The organism is Teichococcus vastitatis, from assembly GCF_003604215.1.
Lineage (GTDB): Bacteria > Pseudomonadota > Alphaproteobacteria > Acetobacterales > Acetobacteraceae > Pseudoroseomonas > Pseudoroseomonas vastitatis.
This window is the reverse complement of sequence record NZ_QXGS01000003.1, coordinates 23,851-41,657: the sequence shown is the minus strand read 5'-3', so window position 1 is coordinate 41,657 and position 17,807 is coordinate 23,851. Positions and strand designations below refer to the sequence as shown.

16 protein-coding genes are annotated in these 17,807 nt (G+C 70.7%); 11 read left to right on the top strand and 5 right to left on the bottom strand.

Annotation, left to right across the window (positions count from 1 at the left end; translation table 11 throughout):
- Positions 1-40: 40 nt before the first annotated feature.
- Together D2K64_RS06250 and D2K64_RS06245 are read left to right on the top strand one after the other, a co-directional pair.
- On the top strand, positions 41-2,476 hold the full coding sequence (locus D2K64_RS06250) for a penicillin acylase family protein (RefSeq protein WP_120007381.1): 2,436 nt from the start codon (positions 41-43) through the stop codon (positions 2,474-2,476).
- 59 nt (positions 2,477-2,535) lie between these two features.
- Positions 2,536-3,303, top strand: a complete 768-nt coding sequence (locus D2K64_RS06245; protein WP_120007380.1) for an arginyltransferase — start codon at positions 2,536-2,538, stop codon at positions 3,301-3,303.
- On the opposite strand, the gene epmA is transcribed toward D2K64_RS06245, so the two are convergent.
- A complete protein-coding gene (gene epmA / locus D2K64_RS06240; RefSeq protein WP_120007379.1) occupies positions 3,291-4,346 on the bottom strand; it encodes an EF-P lysine aminoacylase EpmA in 1,056 nt (351 codons plus the stop codon). The genes D2K64_RS06245 and epmA overlap by 13 nt on opposite strands.
- A 37-nt stretch (positions 4,347-4,383) precedes the next feature.
- On the opposite strand from epmA, the gene D2K64_RS06235 reads away from it, so the two are divergent.
- From D2K64_RS06235 to D2K64_RS06205, 7 genes are all read left to right on the top strand, one after another.
- On the top strand, positions 4,384-5,499 hold the full coding sequence (locus tag D2K64_RS06235) for a lysine-2,3-aminomutase-like protein (RefSeq protein WP_120007378.1): 1,116 nt from the start codon (positions 4,384-4,386) through the stop codon (positions 5,497-5,499).
- A gap of 43 nt (positions 5,500-5,542) precedes the next feature.
- On the top strand, positions 5,543-6,574 hold the full coding sequence (locus D2K64_RS06230) for an LLM class flavin-dependent oxidoreductase (RefSeq protein ID WP_120007377.1): 1,032 nt from the start codon (positions 5,543-5,545) through the stop codon (positions 6,572-6,574).
- Between the two features lie 124 nt (positions 6,575-6,698).
- Positions 6,699-7,454 (top strand): signal peptidase I, encoded by a 756-nt coding sequence (gene lepB, locus D2K64_RS06225; protein ID WP_120007376.1) that lies wholly within the window; start codon positions 6,699-6,701, stop codon positions 7,452-7,454.
- 4 nt (positions 7,455-7,458) lie between these two features.
- Positions 7,459-8,142, top strand: coding sequence for a ribonuclease III (rnc, locus tag D2K64_RS06220; RefSeq protein ID WP_120007375.1), 684 nt, complete (start codon positions 7,459-7,461; stop codon positions 8,140-8,142).
- Entirely contained in the window at positions 8,142-9,071 is a 930-nt protein-coding gene (gene era, locus D2K64_RS06215) for a GTPase Era (protein WP_120007374.1), read from the top strand. Before rnc ends, era begins: the two co-directional genes overlap by 1 nt.
- A gap of 12 nt (positions 9,072-9,083) precedes the next feature.
- Positions 9,084-9,842: a DNA repair protein RecO gene (recO, locus tag D2K64_RS06210; protein WP_120007373.1), complete on the top strand. Its 759-nt coding sequence runs from the start codon at positions 9,084-9,086 to the stop codon at positions 9,840-9,842.
- Positions 9,839-10,375 carry a mismatch-specific DNA-glycosylase gene (locus D2K64_RS06205; protein WP_120007372.1) on the top strand — a complete coding sequence of 179 codons (537 nt, stop codon included), beginning with the start codon at positions 9,839-9,841 and terminating at the stop codon, positions 10,373-10,375. The genes recO and D2K64_RS06205 overlap by 4 nt, the downstream gene beginning before the upstream one ends.
- A gap of 60 nt (positions 10,376-10,435) precedes the next feature.
- On the opposite strand, the gene D2K64_RS06200 is transcribed toward D2K64_RS06205, so the two are convergent.
- Entirely contained in the window at positions 10,436-11,857 is a 1,422-nt protein-coding gene (locus D2K64_RS06200) for an Nramp family divalent metal transporter (protein ID WP_120007371.1), read from the bottom strand.
- 239 nt (positions 11,858-12,096) lie between these two features.
- Between D2K64_RS06200 and parC the strand changes: the two genes are divergently transcribed.
- Positions 12,097-14,334 carry a DNA topoisomerase IV subunit A gene (gene parC, locus D2K64_RS06195; RefSeq protein ID WP_120007370.1) on the top strand — a complete coding sequence of 746 codons (2,238 nt, stop codon included), beginning with the start codon at positions 12,097-12,099 and terminating at the stop codon, positions 14,332-14,334.
- A gap of 208 nt (positions 14,335-14,542) precedes the next feature.
- On the top strand, positions 14,543-16,090 hold the full coding sequence (locus tag D2K64_RS06190; protein WP_157985741.1) for a hypothetical protein: 1,548 nt from the start codon (positions 14,543-14,545) through the stop codon (positions 16,088-16,090).
- Here D2K64_RS06190 and D2K64_RS06185 read toward each other — a convergent pair.
- The 3 genes from D2K64_RS06185 to D2K64_RS06175 are packed head-to-tail and all read right to left on the bottom strand — an operon-like array spanning position 16,065 to position 17,744.
- Positions 16,065-16,559, bottom strand: a complete 495-nt coding sequence (locus D2K64_RS06185; protein WP_238384048.1) for a GNAT family N-acetyltransferase — start codon at positions 16,557-16,559, stop codon at positions 16,065-16,067. The two genes, D2K64_RS06190 and D2K64_RS06185, sit on opposite strands and share 26 nt — an antisense overlap.
- Positions 16,556-17,092, bottom strand: a complete 537-nt coding sequence (locus tag D2K64_RS06180) for a glutathione peroxidase (protein WP_120007367.1) — start codon at positions 17,090-17,092, stop codon at positions 16,556-16,558. Before D2K64_RS06180 ends, D2K64_RS06185 begins: the two co-directional genes overlap by 4 nt.
- Positions 17,085-17,744, bottom strand: a complete 660-nt coding sequence (locus tag D2K64_RS06175; RefSeq protein ID WP_120007366.1) for a sulfite oxidase-like oxidoreductase — start codon at positions 17,742-17,744, stop codon at positions 17,085-17,087. Before D2K64_RS06175 ends, D2K64_RS06180 begins: the two co-directional genes overlap by 8 nt.
- Positions 17,745-17,807 lie beyond the last annotated feature (63 nt).

The window sequence follows — 17,807 nt, the reverse complement described above, 5'->3', positions numbered from 1 at the left end:
CGGGGCTGCGCCGCCCGTCGAACCGGCTTACATCGCCCTCATGCAACAACGCCCTCGCCGGCTGCGCCGGTTCTTCCGGCGCGGCCTGGTCACGGCCGCCATCCTGATCCCCGGCATGGCAGCGGCTCTGGCCGCTTTGCTGTGGGCGACGCTGCCGGCGCGCGAGGGGCAGGTCGACCTGCCCGGCCTGTCCGCCCCTGTCACCGTGCTGGAGGATGAGCACGGCATTCCGCGCATCACCGCCGAGACGGAGCGGGATGCCGCGATCGCCCTGGGCTGGCTGCATGCGCGCGACCGGATGTTCCAGATGGAGTTGATGCGCCGCAATGCGTCGGGCCGGCTGGCCGAAATCGCCGGTCCTGCGGCGCTGCGGCTCGACCGCTTCAACCGCACCCTGGGTCTCGCGCAGCGGGCGGAAGCCGATTTCGCCGCGCTGCCGGCCCCCACCCGCGACGTCATGGAAGCCTATGCCGGCGGCGTGAATGCCTGGATCGACGCCAAGGGACGCATGGCGGCGCCGGAATTCCTGCTGCTCGGCGCTCCGGAACCGTGGCGTGCCGCGGATTCGCTGCTCTGGGCCAAGACCATGGGGCTTTGGCTGTCCGGCAATTGGCGCACCGAGCTGGACCGCGCCCGCCTTGCCGGCATTCTGCCGCCTGAACGCCTGGCCGAGCTGTGGCCGGCCGATGAGAGCGCCGGGCATCCGGACCGCCGCGCCGCCTTGGAGCCGGAGCGCCTCGGCCGCCTGGCCGCCGCCGTGCCGCGCTTTCCCGAGGCGCCGCTGCCGGAAACCGCTTCGAATGCCTGGGCGGTGGCGCCGGGCCGCTCGTCCACGGGCGGCGCCTTGCTGGCCTCCGACCCGCATCTCGGCTTCAATGCGCCGGTCCTTTGGTATCTGGTGCGGATCGAATTGCCCGGCGGGCGGTTCCGCGCCGGCGCCACCTCGCCCGGCGTGCCCTTCGTGGTGATCGGCCGCAATGAGCGGCTGGCGTGGGGGTTCACCACCACCCATTCCGACACCCAGGACCTGTTCGTCGAGCGCCTCGCCGGCGGTGGATACCAGACGCCGGATGGCCCGCATCCGTTCGCCACCCGGCAGGAGCGCATCGCCATTCGCGGCGAGGCGCCGGACACCATTACGGTGCGCGAAACGCGGCACGGTCCGGTGGTCAGCGACCTGGCCGAGGGCAGCGACCGGCCGCCGGACAACACCGTGCTGGCAGTGTCGATGGCCAATCTGGCGCCGGAGGACAGCGCGGCCGATGGACTGCTGGCCCTTAACCGCGCGACCTCGCTCGCCGAGGCCCGGCAGGCCGCCGCGCGGATCACCTCGCCGCCGCAGAACCTGATGGTGGCGGATGCGGCCGGCGGCATCGGCATGTTTCTCACCGGCCGGGCGCCGTTGCGCCGCTCCGGCGATGGCACGGTGCCGGCCCCGGGCTGGGATGGCAGCCATGACTGGAATGGCTTCGTGCCCTTCGACGCCCTGCCGCACCGCGTGGACCCCGCGTCCGGCGTGCTGGCCAACGCCAACAACCGGGTGCAGCCGGCGGGCGCGGAGCCCTATCTCGGCCGTGACTGGTTCGGCGACTGGCGTTTCGCCCGCATCCAGGAACTGCTCGCCGGCAGCCCGCGCCATGCGCCGGAGGATCTGGCCGCCATCCAGCGGGACGCGGTCAGCCTGTTCGCGCGGGAGATGCTTCCCCTGCTGCGCGCCCTCCCCCGCCCCGAGGGCGTGGCCGGCACCGCCCGTGACCTCCTGCTGGCCTGGGACGGCAGCATGACGGTGGACCGGCCACAGCCCCTGATCTTCAACGCCTGGTGGCCCCGCGCCGCGCGTCTGGCTCTGGGCAATGGCGGGGTACCGGCCGGCGGCTGGGACGCCACGCCGGAATTCCTGCGCTTCGTGCTGCATCCGGATGGGCGCGGGGCCCATTGGTGCCGTCCGGCCGCGGCGCACGGCGGCGCGGCTGCCGATTTCGCCCCGGGCGGCGCCTGCACCGTGCTGGCCAGCCAGGCGCTGGAGGAGGCGGTGACGGCGATGTCGGCGCGCTTCGGCGCCGATCCCGCGGCCTGGCGCTGGGGGGCCGCGCACGAGGCGCGGTTCGAACATCCGCTGCTCCGCTTCCTGCCCGTTCTGGGCGGGCTCACCACCCTGGCCGTGCCGTCTCCCGGCGACGACCAGACGGTGCATCGCGGCGGCATGCGCGGCGCCGGCAACGACTTCACCCATGTGCAGGGTGCCGGCCTGCGTGCCGTGTTCGACTTGTCGACGCCGGAAGGCGCCTGGGCGGTGATCGCCACCGGACAGTCCGGCCATCCCCTGTCCCGCCACTGGGGCGACCAGCTGCGGCGCTGGGCCGGGGCGGCGCCGGGCGGCGCCCAGGCCAATGCCTTGCTGCCGCTGGGCAGCGTTCCGGCCTCCGCCGGGCAGCGCCTGCTGCTCCGTCCGGCGGCCATGAGCACAGCCGATTGAAAACAAACCGGCGCCCGGCTGTTGCATCCGGGTTCCCGGATGCGGAAGATGGCGGAAACATGCTGCACCGTTCGGCCCGACGCCCCCACTTCTTCTACACCACCGCGCCGCTGCCCTGCCCCTATCTGGCAGGGCGGATGGAGCGGAAGGTCGTAACCGAGCTGACCGGCCCGGAAGCGGAAACGCTGCACGACCGCCTTTCGCGCGCCGGCTTCCGTCGCAGCCACAACATCGCCTATTCTCCGGTCTGTGCCGGCTGCCAGTCCTGCATCCCGATCCGGATCGATGCAGCGCGCTTCATGCCGGACCGCACGCAGCGCCGGGTGCTGCGCAACAACGCCGGGGTTACCGGCACCGCGGCCCCCGCCCGCGCCACGGCCGAGCAGTTCGCCCTGTTCCAGGCCTATCAGCGCGCCCGTCACCAGGATGGCGACATGGCCGCGATGGGGTTCTACGACTACCGTGCCATGGTCGAGGATACCCCAATCACCACCGGCCTGATCGAGTTCCGCGACGCCTCCGGCAGGCTGCTCGGCGGCTGCCTGACCGATTGGCTGAGCGACGGGCTGTCGGCGGTGTATTCGTTTTTCGACCCGGCGCTGGAGAAGCAGTCGCTCGGCACCTTCGCGGTGTTGTGGCTGGTGCAGCGCGCCGCGGAGATGGGCCTGCCTTACGTGTATCTCGGCTATTGGGTGCCGCAGAGCCGCAAGATGGCCTACAAGGCGCGGTTCCGTCCCAGCGAGATCCTGACCGGCGGCCTGTGGCGGCCGCTCGAGGCGCTGGACACCATGCAGGAGCCAGTTCTGGCTCCGGCTCAGAGCGGGTAGGGCCAGGCTCCCAGCCACAGCGTTCCGGCCACCGTGTCCGTGCCGGCCGCGAGCATCGCCAGCCGGTCGAATCCCAGCGCGATGCCGGCCGTCGCCGGCATGCCATGGCCGAGGGCGGCCAGGAAATCCCCGTCCACGGGCCAGCCTTCCCCATACAGCCGCTGCCGCTCGGCCACGTCCTGGGCGAAGCGGTCCGCCTGCTCGGCCGCGTCGGTCAGCTCGTCGAAGGCGTTGGCCAGCTCGATTCCGGCGGCGAACAGCTCGAAGCGCAGCGCGGCGCGCGGCTCGGCGGGGTCGCGCCGGGCCAGCGCCGCCTGGGGCGCGGGCCAGTGGGTCAGGAAGGTAGCGCGCTGCCGCCCGAGCTGCGGCTCCACCCGCTCCAGCAGGAGGCGAAAGAAGAGGTCTTCCCAATTTTCGCCGGCGCGAGGCGGCAGGCCGGCGGCGCGCGCGGCGGCATGCAGGGCTTCGGTGTTACCTGACCCGTCCGCCCCCACCGTGGCGAGGATGTCGAGGCCGCCGGCATGGCGGCGGAACGCCTCGGACACGCTCAGCCGTTCAAAGGGAAGCGTCAGGTCGGTCTCCACGCCGGCCGCGGCCACGCGGGGCGGCAGCACCGCGCGAAGATAGGCCTCCGTCTCGTCCATCAGCGCGTCGAGCGAGACCCCGGGGCGGTACCATTCCAGCATGGTGAATTCCGGAGCGTGGCGTGGGCTGGTCTCGCCATTGCGCCAGACGCGGGCGATCTCGAACACCGGGCCGCACCCGGCCACCAGCAGGCGCTTGATGGCCAACTCCGGCGAGGTGCGCAGCCAGAGCGGCACCGCTTCGCCGCCCAGCATGGGCCGGAACTCGCTGCGGAAGGCGGCGAGGTGCACCTCCATGCCCGGCGCCGGCACCAGGGCGGGGGTTTCCACCTCGGTATAGCCGCGGGCGGCGAAGAAGGCGCGGGTTTCGGCCAGCAGCCGAGCGCGGCGGCGCAGGGCCGGCAGGCGGGCGGCCAGGCGCCGCGGATGCCATTCGGGCAGGATTGCGGGATCGGGCATTGCGGCGGCGGGCTCTCCGGGCGTAAGCCGCGCGACCATGCCCGATGGCTCCGCCAACACCAAGCCGCACGCCCTGCCGGGCGCATCCGATCGCGCGCCGCCGGCGGCCCCGGCGCGCACCCTGCGCGATCCGGCCGCCCTGGTGCGGGCCGGGCTGGTGCCGGCTGACGCCGCCTCCGGGCTGGAGCGCCTGGCGGAAACCTATGCCATCGCCGTCCCGCCCGCCGTGCAGGCGCTGATCGACCGGGCCGACCCCGCCGACCCCATCGCGCGGCAATACATTCCCGACGTGGCGGAGCTGGACACGGCACCGCAGGAGCGCTCCGATCCGACCAGCGATGCCCCCTTCACCCCGGTCCGCGGCGTGGTGCACCGCTACCCCGACCGCGCCCTGCTGAAGCCGCTGCTGGCCTGCCCCGTCTATTGCCGCTTCTGCTTCCGGCGCGAGGTGGTGGGGCCGGATGGGGGCCTGCTCTCCGAGGCAGAGCTGGAGGCGGCGCTGGACTGGTTCGCCGCCACGCCGGAGGTGCGCGAGGCGATCCTGACCGGCGGCGATCCGCTGATGCTGTCGCCGCGCAGGCTCGGCCACATCATCCGCCGGCTGTCGGCCATCCCGCATCTCGACATCATCCGGCTGCATTCGCGGGTGCCGGTGGCGGCGCCGGAGCGGATCACGCCCGATCTGCTGGCGGCGCTGGAGACAGAGAAGGCGCTGTTCCTCTGCGTCCATGCCAACCATGCCCGGGAGTTCGCCGGTCCTGCCCGCGCTGCTCTGCGCGCGCTGGCGGGTGCCGGCGTCGCCCTGCTGGGGCAGAGCGTGCTGCTGCGCGGCGTCAACAACAGCCCGGAGGCGCTGGGCGAGCTGTTCCGCGCCATGCTGGCGGCACGGGTGAAGCCCTATTACCTGCACCAGCTCGACCGCGCGCCCGGCACTGCCCGGTTCGAGGTGCCGATCTCCGAAGGCCGCGCCATCCTGCGGGCCCTGCGCGGGCGGCTCACCGGCCTTGCCTGGCCGACCTATGTGCTGGACCTGCCGGGTGGCGCCGGCAAGGCGCCCCTGGGCCCGGATTTCGCCGTGGCCGACGGCGCGGACTGGCTGGTTGAGGGTCCGCTCGACGGGGTTCCGCAGCGCCATGCGGCGCCGCCCGGCTGAGTGCGGGTTTCCGCTGCCGCCCGCCGCGCGCTAGGCTCATCGCATGGCCCTTTCCCTGTCCATCCTCGACCAGTCCAGCATCGCCGCGGGGCGTGACGCCGCGGCGGCGATCCGCGAATCCCTGGCTCTGGCGCAACTCGCCGATGCGCTGGGCTATCGCCGCTACTGGCTGGCCGAGCACCACAACAGCGACAGCCACGCCGGCTCGGCGCCGGAGATCCTGATCAGCGCCATCGCCGCCACCACGCGCCAGATCCGCGTGGGTTCGGCGGGCGTGATGCTGCCGCACTACGCTGCGCTGAAGGTGGCCGAGCAGTTCCGCGTGCTGGAGGCCGTCGCGCCCGGCCGCATCGACCTGGGCGTCGGGCGGGCCCCGGGCAGTGATGGCCGCACCGCCTACGCCCTCAATCCCGCCGCCGCGCAATCCGGCGCCGACCGGTTTCCGGCGCAGCTGCAGGAAGTGCTGGGCTGGCTCGGCGAGGGGCTGCCCGAGAACCATCCCTTCCGCGCCGTGCGCGCCCAGCCCGAGGGGCCGACGCGGCCGGAGGTGTGGGTACTCGGCAGCTCGGATTACGGGGCGCAGCTCGCCGCCTATTTCGGCCTGCCCTACGGCTTCGCGCATTTCATCACCGATGGCGCCGGCGCGGCCGAGGCCTTGTCCCTGTACCGCCACGAGTTCCGCGCCGAGGCCGGACGTCTCGTGGCGCCGCATGCCGCCATCGCGGTGGTGGCGATGTGCGCCGAGACAGAGGCCGAGGCGGAGCGGCTGTTCCTGTCCCGCGCCGTGTGGAAGCTGTCGCGCGACCGCGGCATCTACCCGGCCCTGCCCTCGCCCGAGGAGGCGGCGGCCTATCCGGCGACCCCCGGCGAGCGGGACAAGCTCGGCCGCATGCGGGACCGGGCGGCGGTCGGCACGCCTGGGCAGGTCCGGACGAAGCTCGAAGCCATGGCGGCGGAACTCGGCGCCGAGGAGGTCGCGGTGCTCAGCCCGATCCACGATCCGGAGGCGCGGCGGCGCTCGGTGCGGCTGCTGGCGGAGGCCTTCGAACTGCAACCGGCGCCGCCGCTTCCTTGACAGCCAGGGCCACGCCGGGCTCTACCCCCCGGGGTTGCGGCCTTGGTCGTGGCCACCGGCGCGGCGGCTTTTCTGCAGTCCTCCCCTCCGGCATCCTTCCCATGGGGCCTGGCGCGATCCAAACATGACCAAGAAGACGGGCGGCTGGCTCGAAAGCATCAAAACCGTGGTGTATGCCGGGCTGATCGCCGTGGGCATCCGCACCATCGCCTTCGAGCCGTTCAACATCCCCTCCGGCAGCATGATCCCGACGCTGCAGGTGGGCGACTACCTGTTCGTGTCGAAATACGCCTATGGCTATTCGCGGCACTCGATGCCGCTCAGCCCGGACCTGTTCTCCGGCCGCATCCTGGGCTCGCTGCCGGAACGTGGCGACGTCGCGGTGTTCAAGCTGCCGCGCGACAACAGCACCGACTACATCAAGCGCATCGTCGGCCTGCCCGGCGACCGCATCCAGATGCGGGCCGGGCGGCTGTACGTGAACGGCCAGGAAGTGCCGCGCGAGGCGCTCGGCCCCTACACGGTGGAGGGCGACGGCCCCCGCATGACGGTGCGGCTGTTCCGCGAAACCCTGCCGCCCGGCCCGGATGGCGGGCCGCAGGTGCGGCACGAGATCCTGGAGCAGACCGACAACGGACCCTATGACAACACCCCGGAATTCGTGGTGCCGGCCGGACATGTCTTCGCCATGGGCGACAACCGCGACAACAGCCTCGACAGCCGCGACATGATCTCGGGCGTCGGCTTCGTGCCGCTGGAAAACCTGGTGGGCCGGGCCGAGCGGATCTTCTTCTCCGTCGATGGTTCCGCCGCCTGGTACGAGGTCTGGGCCTGGCCCTTCGCGATCCGCTGGAGCCGCCTGTTCATGGCGGTGCGCTGACGGCATGAGCGGCGCCTTCCAGGCCCGACTCGGCCACCAGTTCCGCAATCCGGCGCTGCTGGCGCACGCGATGACGCATCGCTCCGCCGCGGATCCGAAGCGGGGCATGCTGGATTCGAACGAGCGCCTGGAATTCCTGGGCGACCGTGTCCTGGCGCTGGTGATGGCCGAGTGGCTGAGCGAGCGCTTCCCGCAGGAGCGCGAGGGCGCGCTCGGCAAGCGGCTGTCCGTTCTCGTGGCGGCGGATACCCTGGCCAAGGTGGGCGAGGCGATCGGCCTGCCCGCCGCGCTCCGCATCCCGCCGGCCGAGGGCCGCACCGGGCTGCGCGGACGTGGCACCGTGATCGCCGATGCCACCGAGGCGCTGATCGGCGCGTTGTACCTGGATGCGGGGCTGGAGGCGGCGCGGGCCTTTGTGCGCCGCGAATGGTCCGTGTTCCTGGAAGCCGACCCGACGCCGCCGATGTCGGCCAAGAGCCGGTTGCAGGAACACACGCTGGGTCGTGCCGAGGGGCTGCCGGAATACCGCATGGTGTCGAGCAGCGGCCCGTCGCACAAGCCGTTCTTCGTGGTGGCGGTGCGGGCGGCGGGGCGCGAGGCGGAAGGCCGGGGCGATTCGAAGCGCGCGGCGGAACAGGCGGCGGCCGAGGCATGGCTCGCCGGGATTAAGGACAAGACAGGCCAGTGATGAGCGAGAACACCGAAAGCGCCGGGACCGGGGGGGAGCAGACCCGCTGCGGCATGGTGGCCGTGGTGGGCGCGCCGAATGCCGGCAAGTCCACGCTGGTGAACCGGCTGACCGGCAGCAAGGTCACCATCGTGTCGCCGAAGCCGCAGACCACGCGCTTCCGCATCCGCGCCGTGGTGATGCAGGGCCAGACCCAGATCATCCTGACCGACACGCCGGGCATCTTCGCGCCGCGCCGGCGGCTCGACCGCGCCATGGTCGCCGCCGCCTGGGAAGGGGCGCAGGATGCCGACGTGGCCCTGCTGATGGTGGATGCCCGCGCCGGCATGACCGAGGCGGTGGAATCCATCATCTCGGTGCTGAAGCGCTCCCGGGTGCCGATCTGGCTGGTGCTGAACAAATCCGACCTGATCGACACCAAGAAGCTGCTGCCGCTGACCGCCACGCTGAACGAGCAGCTCTCCTTCGAGGAGACCTTCATGATCAGCGCCGAGAAGGGCGACGGCCTGGAGCGGCTGATGACCTCGCTGGCCGCCCGCCTGCCCTACGGCCCCTGGCTGTTTCCGGATGACGAGTTGTCCGACCTGCCGGAGCGCATGCTGGCGGCCGAGATCGTGCGCGAGCAGATCCTGCGCCAGACGCATGAGGAAGTGCCGCACCACGCCACCGTGGAGACCGAGCAATGGCAGGAGCGGCGCGACGGCTCGGTGCGCATCGACTGCACCATCTATGTGGGCCGGGCCTCGCAGAAGGCGATCCTGATCGGCGATGGCGGCAGCAAGGTGAAGGATATCGGTCGCAAGGCGCGGGCCGAGCTGGAAAAGTTGCTGGAGCGCCGCGTCCACCTGTTCCTCAACGTCAAGGAACGCCAGGGCTGGGACGAGGAGCGCGCCCGGCTGCGGGCGATCGGACTGGACGATGCGGGCTGAGGCCCGGCTCTGATGGAATGGCAGGCCCCCGCCATCGTGCTGGAGGCCCGCCCGCATGGCGAAGGCGGCGCGGTGATCGCGGTGCTGACCGAGGATCACGGCCGGCACCTCGGGCTGGCCAAAGGCGGCGCGTCCCGCTCCCAGGCCGGCCTGTGGCAGCCCGGCAACCTCGTGGAGGTGCGCTGGATCGGGCGCCTCGCGGAGCAGCTGGGGCATTTCACGGGGGAGATGGTGCACCCTTCCGCCGCGCTGGCGATGGACGATCCCCTGTCGCTGGCGCTGCTGCAATCCGCCTGTGCCCTGGCCGCCGACGCGCTGCCGGAGCGTGAGGCGCAGCCCCGGGTGTTCTCCGGGCTGCTGACGCTGATGGCCAATCTGGGCCGCGGCGCCGGGGCCATGCTGGCCGATTACATCCGCTGGGAAGCGCTGCTGCTGGAAGCGCTGGGCTACGGCCTCGACCTGTCCTCCTGCGCCGTCACCGGCATGGCCGGGCACCTCACCCATGTGTCGCCGCGCACCGGCCGCGCGGTCAGCGCCGAAGCGGCCGAGCCGTTTCGCGACCGGCTGCTGCCACTGCCCCTGTTTCTGCTGGGAGGCCAGGATGAGCGCGACCCGGCCGAGTGGCTGAAGGGGCTGCGGCTGACCGGGCATTTCCTGGCGCGCGACGCCTTCGGCGCCCGCCACCGCCCCATGCCGCCGGCGCGGGAGCGGCTGCAAGAGCGCCTCGCGGCGCTGGTGCCGCCGCCCCCTTCTCCAACCCCGGCGGCATGATCACCCGGCTGGTTCCCGCTCCCGGCGATCCGGTGCTGCCTGACCTGCTGGAGCCGGGGCTGCGGCTGGTGTTCTGCGGCTCGGCGCCCGGCGCGGTGTCGGCCGCGCGGGGTGCCTATTATGCGCATCCCGGCAATCGCTTCTGGTCGATTCTGCACCAGGCCGGGCTGACGCCGCGGAAGCTGGCGCCAGCGGAATACCCGTCCCTGCTGCGTCACGGCATCGGCCTCACCGACATGGCCAAGCACGCTTTCGGCAATGATGATGAACTGCCGCCTGGCGCCTATGATCCGCAGGGTTTCGCGACCCGCATCCGCGCCGTGCATCCTGCCGCAGTGGCGTTCACCGCCAAGGCGCCGGCCGCCGCATTCCTGGGCCGGCGCACCGGCGCCATTCCCTACGGCCATGTCGAGGGACCGGGCGACTTCCCGGCGGTCTGGGTGATGCCATCCACCTCCGGCCAGGCCAGCCGCTTCTGGGATGCACGACCCTGGCTGGCGCTGGGCCGCTGGTTCAACGAGAACCGTCGCTGAGGCCCAGATGGCCGGCGGCTGTCGCCAGCCGCCGGGGACCGGCGCCCCCGGCGGTTCTCCTCAGACCAGCTTGAAGACGCTGAGGCCGGTATAGATGCCGAGCAGAACGATGGCGACGCTGCTCACCACCAGCAGCGTGTTGAACACGCTGCCGCCGCGGATGGCGGGATCGGTTTCCGTGTTGCGCAGGTGCCACACGGCGATCACGGCGGCCAGCAGGAACACCCCGGTCGCCGCGCCGCCGATCTGGATCATCAGCACCGGCGAGCGGATGAACAGATAAGCCAGACCCCAGACGATCGGCAGCCCGATGGTGAAGCCGCGGATCCAGCGCAGCCGCTGCTCGCGGTTCTTCCATTCCAGCATGCCCATCTCGGCGGCGAGGTTGACATACATGCGCGACCAGCTCGGCACCGCCGCCCACAAGGTGGAGCCGAGCACCGCGATGGCGCCGATCAGGAACAGCACGCCCGCCCATTCGCCCAGCGTGTCGGTGTACATGCGCGACAGCGAGGTGATCATCTCATTGCCCTGCGGCACCACGCCCTGCGGGTTCAGCACCGCGGCCCCCATCAGGAAGAAGGCCAGCGTGCCGAAGGTGTAGATGCACCAGGACACGAAGGCATCCTTGTACATGACGCGGATCCAGCCCTTGGCGCGGCGCTTCCAGGCCTCGGAGCCGTCATTCGGCCCGACATGGCGGGCATAGCCCTTCTCGACGCACCAGTAGGTGTAGAAGGTGAGTTCGTCGGCACCCACGCCGGTGATGCCGAACATGGCGATCGCCGCACCGATCGCGCCGGCCGGGATGGTGAAGGCGAGGCCCGCGGCGATGTCGTCCATGCCATAGGCGTAGGGCGTGAAGGGCAGGCCCAGCGCGATCGCGATAGTGACGATGGAGAACACCACCACCATCGCCGTGGCGCCCTTCTCGATCAGGTTGTAGCTATTGGAATACAGCAAGGCGATGCTGCCCAGCGCCACGATGGTGGTCCAGATCGTGACCGAGGTGCCGCTCATCGGCGGGCCGCCCAGCGGCATCAGGATCGACAGAGCGATGGCGACGCCGCCGATCACGCCACCCATCTGCAGCAGCTTGCTCAGCGCCATCAGCGCCCACAGCACGTTGATCCAGCCAACCCGGCCGATGCGCGGCCCGAGCTTGTTGTAGCCGGTGAGGGCCGGCTGGCCCGTGGAGATGGTCCACCGCGCCAGTTCCACCTGCACCGCGACCTTCACGAAGGTGGAGAAGATCACCATCCAGAGCAGCGCGAAGCCAGCGGTGGCGCCGAGGGTGGTGGTGGCGATCAGCTCGCCCGAGCCGACGATGGAGGCGCTGAGGATCAGCCCCGGGCCAAGGTGCTTGAGCGAGTCGCGCCAGCCGGCCGGGGCCTCCATCACGGCATCCGGCGACAGGGTGTAGGGATCTTCCTCCTGGGCGGTGGTGCCGCCGGGCGCGAGGGGTTGTGCGCTTGCGCTCATTTCTGGTGTCTCCCGGCGTCGCCGCCTGACCCGGCGGGCCGGGCGGCAGTGATCTTGTCGGACGACCATGGGCAGGTCGGGCCACAGCGTCGAGCCCTGGGCGGGGTGGTCTCACGGCTTTGTGAGGTTAGTCGCGAGGCTTCTTGGTTCCTGTTATGTTCCTTTCCTGCGGCTTGGGCGCTGGAAAAACAGGCCGGGCTGCGCTAGCCCGGTCGCGCCCGACCCAGCCGGAGGACCCGATGCCCGACGACCTGACAACGCTTCCCGATGGCGGTGACGTGCGGCCGACCAACCTGTCGGTCGCCCTGTCGGAGCGTTATCTCGCCTACGCCATGTCCACCATCACGGCGCGTTCCCTGCCGGATGTGCGGGACGGGCTGAAGCCGGTGCACCGGCGGCTGCTCTGGGCCATGCACCAGCTGAAGCTCGATCCGGCGGCGGGCTTCAAGAAATGCGCCCGCATCGTCGGCGACGTGATGGGCAAGTACCATCCGCATGGCGACGCCTCGATCTACGAAGCGATGGTCCGGCTGGCCCAGGAATTCGCCGCCCGCTTCCCGCTGGTCGAGGGCCAGGGCAATTTCGGCAACATCGACGGCGATAACGCCGCGGCCATGCGGTACACCGAGGCACGCCTGACTGCCATTGCCCAGGCCATGCTGGACGGCATCGAGGAGAACGCGGTTGATTTCCGCGCCACCTATGACGGCGAGGAGCGGGAGCCGATCGTGCTCCCCGCCGCCTTTCCCAACCTGCTGGCCAACGGCGCCAACGGCATCGCCGTCGGCATGGCGACCTCCATCCCGCCGCACAATGCCGGCGAGCTCTGCGCCGCGGCGCTGGCGCTGATCGCCAATCCCGGGGCGGAGATCGACGAGCTGCTGCAGCACATGCCGGGACCGGATTTCCCCACCGGCGGCGTGATGGTGGAGTCGGCCGAGGCGGTGCGCGAGGCCTATGTCACCGGCCGCGGCGGCTTCCGCATCCGCGCCCGCTGGGAGAAGGAAGCGCTGAAGAACGGCACTTGGCAGATCGTGGTCAGCGAGATCCCCTTCCAGGTGGCGAAATCCCGGCTGATCGAGCAGATCGCCGAGCTGATGGAGGAGAAGAAGCTCCCCCTGCTCGGCGATGTGCGCGACGAAAGCACCGATATCGTCCGCATCGTGCTGGAGCCGAAGAACCGCACCGTCGATCCGGCCGTGCTGATGGAAACGCTGTTCCGCGCCACGCCACTGGAATCCCGCGTCTCGCTCAACATGAACGTGCTGGACGCCAACCGCACCCCCCGCGTCATGGGATTGCGCGAGGTGCTGCGATCCTGGCTGGACCACCGGCACGAGGTGCTGGTGCGGCGCAGTCAGCACCGGCTCGACGCCATTGCCCGCCGCCTGGAGATCCTGGACGGCTACCTGATCGCCTATCTCAACCTCGACGAGGTGATCCGCATCATCCGCGAGGAAGATCATCCGAAGCCGGTGCTGATCAAGGCCTTCGAGCTGACCGAGGTGCAGGCCGAGGCGATCCTGAACATGCGGCTGCGCTCGCTCCGCAAGCTGGAGGAGATGGAGATCCGGCGCGAGCACAAGAAGCTCTCGGCGGAGCAGAAATCGCTGCAGGCGCTGCTCGGCAGCGAGAAGATGCGTTGGAAGACGCTGGCCGGGCAGATCGAGGACACGCGGAAGAAGTTCGGCGAGGACAGCGAGATCGGCCGCCGCCGGACGCAGGTGGGCGGCGCCGCGGTTGCGGTGGTGATCGACGAGAGCGCCTTCGTGGAGCGCGAGCCGGTGACGGTGATCCTGTCGCAGAAGGGCTGGATCCGCGCGCTGAAGGGCCATGTGCCGCTCGACACGGAGCACAAGTTCAAGGAAGGCGATTCGCTGCGCATCGCGCTGCATGCCAGTACCGCCGACCGGCTGTGCCTGTTCGCCACCAATGGCAAGAGCTTCACGATCAAGGCGGAGGCATTGCCGCGCGGCCGCGGCGATGGCCAGCCGGTGCGCCTCCTGCTGGATCTCACCAATGAGGACGACGTGGTGGACCTGTTCGTCTGGGCGGAAGGGCGCAGATACCTCGTCGCCTCCACAGAAGGCCGCGGCTTCGTGGTGAAGTCCGAAGACCTTGTGGCCGAGAAGCGCACGGGCAAGCAGGTCCTGATGGTGGATGCCCCTGTCGAGGCCGCCGCCTGCGTTCTGGTGGATGGCGACAGCATCGCGGTGGTGGGCGAGAACCGCAAGCTGCTGGTGTTTCCGCTGGAACAGGTGCCGGAGATGGTGCGCGGCCGCGGCGTGGTGCTGCAGGGCTACAAGGATGGCGGCATGGCTGATGTGAAGGTGTTCGACGGCAAGGTCGGCCTGAGCTGGCGCATCGGCGAGCGGGTGCGGCTGGAAACCGACCTGACCGCCTGGCGGGGCAACCGTGCCGGCGCGGGCCGTCAGCCGCCGAACGGCTTCCCGCGGTCCAACCGCTTCGGAGACTGAGACTTCACAATACGCTTCTTTTGTCAGATTTGTCCAATAATTTGGCCATATTCCCGGTACTAACCTTGACTGTGTTGCTGCCGGGACATTCGCTCTGATCAACCGCTTCCCTATCGTGGCGGACGGGATGGATCGGCCATTCCGTCCGGGCCGAGGCGCCGCGCTTCATCGCCTGCTGCTCTGTGGAGCCCTGCTCCTGGCGCCCTCCGTGTCACACGCCCAGCCAGATGCGGCGCTCGCCCCGCGCCGGCCGGCCGCCGCCGAGCAATTGCTCCGCTGCGACGACGGCGTGCCCGGCATCGCCGGCGGGCCGGGGCGGGATCTCCGCTTGACGCTGGACGAGTTGCTGCCCTTCGCGCGCGAGATCCTGGCGCGTCACGACGTGCGGATCCGCCCTGGCGGTGGTGGCGAACCGTGGCGGATCGAGCTGCACCTCGAGAACCTGCGCGACCTGCCGGCGCCGGAAGGCAATCCGGACACCATCTACCTGCCCGGCGAGGATGCCTCGGCGGTGCTGCTGGACCGCCGCTCCGCCATCCGCTCCCTGTGGCGGGTGGACGAGGCGACGGTGAAGGCGGCCGACATCGCCTATGACGTGCGGCATGGCACGGTCGGGGCGCCGCCCTTTCTCGACCATCCGGATCTGCAAGCGGAGTTGCCGGACTACCGGCTGCTGCGGCTTTATGCCGACCAGTATTCCGGCTTCGCAGCGGCGGTGCTGGAGGCGCGCCCTTCCTCCGGCCTGCCGCCGCACCGCATCTACGCCGTGGCCGGCACCCATGTGTTCGAGCACCGCGATTTCCGCTCCTGGGCCTCCGGGCTGACCTTTGGCCGGGCCCAGGCCAGTTCCACCGCGGCCCTGGCGATGATCCGGGACGCCGCCGACTATGCCGGCGACCTGCGCGGCGGCGGTGAAGTGTTCGTCACCGGGCAAAGCCAGGGCGGGCTGAGCGCGCAGGGCATCGGTTTTCTGCTGCAATCCTTTCTGGATACCCGCCCGGGTCCCAAGCACCTGGCGCATGTGGTGTCCTGGGGCGGCGTCGGGGCACAGGAAGCGCTGCTGCACATGATGGCGTCCCAGCGCGGGGGTGAGGCGCGCGGCTTCGGCTCTGACCTGGAACGGCACTGGGCGGCCACAGATCCCACCTATCCCGCCGCAGCGGAGGTGTGGCGCGCCGTCGCGCGGCGCTGGGCGGAACTGCCGCCGGGCGGTGCCCTGCCCTATCTGCGCGCCACCATGGGCCGCATGCGGGTGCTGGGCTATTTCTTCGAGATCGATCTGTTCGCCCGCGCCGGTACCTTTCCCGGCACCACCCTGGCCTTTCCGACGGCGTTGATCCTGCCGGACCATTGCGATCTCACCGTGGTCGAGGCGCTGTTCGGCGTGGGCGTCGGCCGCTTCGGCATGCGCCTCGAATCGCATTTCCTGAAGGGCTACCGCCGTGCCGTGGAACGCGGCGCGATCGCCGTTGCCCGCCCGGCCTTGCCCGCCAAATGGGATTGGGTGACGCGGGCGCTGCCGGTGGTGGAGCCACTGGGCTATGCCTGGCTGGAGACGCTGTATTTCGACGGCCCCGCCTCCAGCCCGGAGAACTGGCGCCGCTGCATGGCGGCGCCGCAATGGCTCACCCCGGCCAACCGCTTCTGCCGTGAAAGCTGGTGGCAGGGCTGCGCACCCGAGCCGCAGGAGAACCGCTGGTGCCTGGTGCGCGAGGCGCCGCCGGATGGCGTCAGCCCGATCGGTGCTGCACCATGAACCGGGCTGTCGGATCGCCGTAGCTGGCCAGCTTCGCGAGCAGCGCCGGCTCCTCCCGCGGCCGGAAGCCGAGCCCGGCCCAGAACCCTGTTGTGCCCCCCACCGCCACCAGGGAGAGCGGCAGCCCGCCGGCCAGCACCTCCAGCCGACCGAGCAGGATGCGCGCGGCGCCGGCGCCGCGTGCCGCGGGCAACAGGGCGACATCGTGCAGGTAGTGGGTTTCGGGCCGCGCCGGCAGTTCGCCCAGCAGGCTGTTCAGCGCCGGTGGCGGCCCGAAATGCCAGGGATGGCTGATGGCGTAGCCCGCGGCGGCGCCCGCCCGCTCCAGCATCAGGCATCCGGCCGGAGACAGCGCCAGCCGCTCGGCGAACACGGCATCCTCCTCGGGGAAGTCCCGGTGCACCGCGGCAGCGATGCGGCTGACGGCCGGAAGATCCGCCGGCCGCATCGCCCGCCACGCGGTTGTCACGCCAGGGCGGCGCTGAGCGCCTGCCGCATGGAGGCAGAATCGGGCTCCGTGGCGCTGGGAAAGGCGTGCAGCAGCCGCCCGTCCCGGCCAACCAGGAATTTGAAGAAGTTCCAGCGCGGCACCGCCCCGCCCGGCTGCGCCGCCGCCCAGGCGAAGAAGGGATGCGCTTCCGGGCCGCGCACATGCAGCGGCGCGGTCATGGGAAACTGCGCGCCCCAGGTGGCTTCGCAGAAATCCTTGATGGCGGCACGGTCGGCGTTCTCCTGATTGAAGTCGTTGGAGGGCGCGCCGAGCACCAGCAGACCGCGCGGGCCGTAGCGCTCGTGCAGCGTCTGCAGCGCGGCGAATTGCGGCGCGAAGCCGCAGAAGCTGGCGGTGTTGACCACCAGCAGCGGCTTGCCGCGCCAATCGGCCAGATCGATCTCGCCGCCCTCGATCGCGTCGAAGCAGAAATCATGGCCGCTGGGCGCGGGTATGGCCGCCATCAGCACGGGGGCCGCGCCCAACAGGGTACGGCGGGAGATTTCAGCCATAGCGTTCCTCCATCCAGGGGTCGCCGCGATCATGATAGCCCCGTTGTTCCCAGAATCCGGGCCTGTTCTGCGCCAGGAGGGAGATACGCTTCACCCACTTGGTGCTTTTCCAGAAATACAGGTGCGGCACCACCACGCGCAGCGGGCCGCCATGCTGGCGCGTCAGCCGCTCGCCCTGCCAGCTATGCGCCAGGATGTTCTCGGGCCGGGCGAAATCCTCCAGCGCCAGATTGGTGGTGTAGCCGTCATAGGCGCCGAATTCGACGAAGCGGGCCTGGGATTTCGGCCGCACCAGCTCCAGCAGCGTGGTGGCGGCGATGCCGTTCCAACGGTTGTCGTAACGCGACCATTGCGTCACGCAGTGGATGTCGTTGGTACGCTCCGCCTGTTCCAGCTCCATCAGCCAGCGCCAATCCAGCGTCACCGGCCGGTCCACCAGCCCGTCGACCTCCAGCCGGAAGCTCTCCTCCGCCACCGCCGGCTGCACGCCGAGGTCGAGCACCGGCCAGTCCCGCACCAGCCGCTGGCCGGGCGGCAGGCGCTGGCCGGGTGGTGCGGTCCCGCCGGTCAGCAGCCGGCCTTCGCGCGCCCAGCGCTGCTTGGTGTCCACCAGCTTCTGCCGGATGCCGTCCGGCGCCTGATCCTCGGCCATCGCGCTTCTCCGAGCCTTGCCGACGGTCACATGGGGTGAAGTGCCGCCCGGGCGCAAGCAGCG

What these genes read in the sequence shown, in the direction of transcription:
- parC (WP_120007370.1), top strand. Translation starts at nt 12,097, where the DNA reads ATGCCCGACGACCTGACAACGCTTCCCGATGGCGGTGACGTGCGGCCG.
- era (WP_120007374.1), top strand. Translation starts at nt 8,142, where the DNA reads ATGAGCGAGAACACCGAAAGCGCCGGGACCGGGGGGGAGCAGACCCGC.
- D2K64_RS06180 (WP_120007367.1), bottom strand. Translation starts at nt 17,092, where the DNA reads ATGGCTGAAATCTCCCGCCGTACCCTGTTGGGCGCGGCCCCCGTGCTG.
- D2K64_RS06200 (WP_120007371.1), bottom strand. Translation starts at nt 11,857, where the DNA reads ATGAGCGCAAGCGCACAACCCCTCGCGCCCGGCGGCACCACCGCCCAG.
- D2K64_RS06230 (WP_120007377.1), top strand. Translation starts at nt 5,543, where the DNA reads ATGGCCCTTTCCCTGTCCATCCTCGACCAGTCCAGCATCGCCGCGGGG.
- D2K64_RS06235 (WP_120007378.1), top strand. Translation starts at nt 4,384, where the DNA reads ATGCCCGATGGCTCCGCCAACACCAAGCCGCACGCCCTGCCGGGCGCA.
- D2K64_RS06205 (WP_120007372.1), top strand. Translation starts at nt 9,839, where the DNA reads ATGATCACCCGGCTGGTTCCCGCTCCCGGCGATCCGGTGCTGCCTGAC.
- epmA (WP_120007379.1), bottom strand. Translation starts at nt 4,346, where the DNA reads ATGCCCGATCCCGCAATCCTGCCCGAATGGCATCCGCGGCGCCTGGCC.
- D2K64_RS06250 (WP_120007381.1), top strand. Translation starts at nt 41, where the DNA reads ATGCAACAACGCCCTCGCCGGCTGCGCCGGTTCTTCCGGCGCGGCCTG.
- lepB (WP_120007376.1), top strand. Translation starts at nt 6,699, where the DNA reads ATGACCAAGAAGACGGGCGGCTGGCTCGAAAGCATCAAAACCGTGGTG.
- D2K64_RS06245 (WP_120007380.1), top strand. Translation starts at nt 2,536, where the DNA reads ATGCTGCACCGTTCGGCCCGACGCCCCCACTTCTTCTACACCACCGCG.
- recO (WP_120007373.1), top strand. Translation starts at nt 9,084, where the DNA reads ATGGAATGGCAGGCCCCCGCCATCGTGCTGGAGGCCCGCCCGCATGGC.
- rnc (WP_120007375.1), top strand. Translation starts at nt 7,459, where the DNA reads ATGAGCGGCGCCTTCCAGGCCCGACTCGGCCACCAGTTCCGCAATCCG.
- D2K64_RS06175 (WP_120007366.1), bottom strand. Translation starts at nt 17,744, where the DNA reads ATGGCCGAGGATCAGGCGCCGGACGGCATCCGGCAGAAGCTGGTGGAC.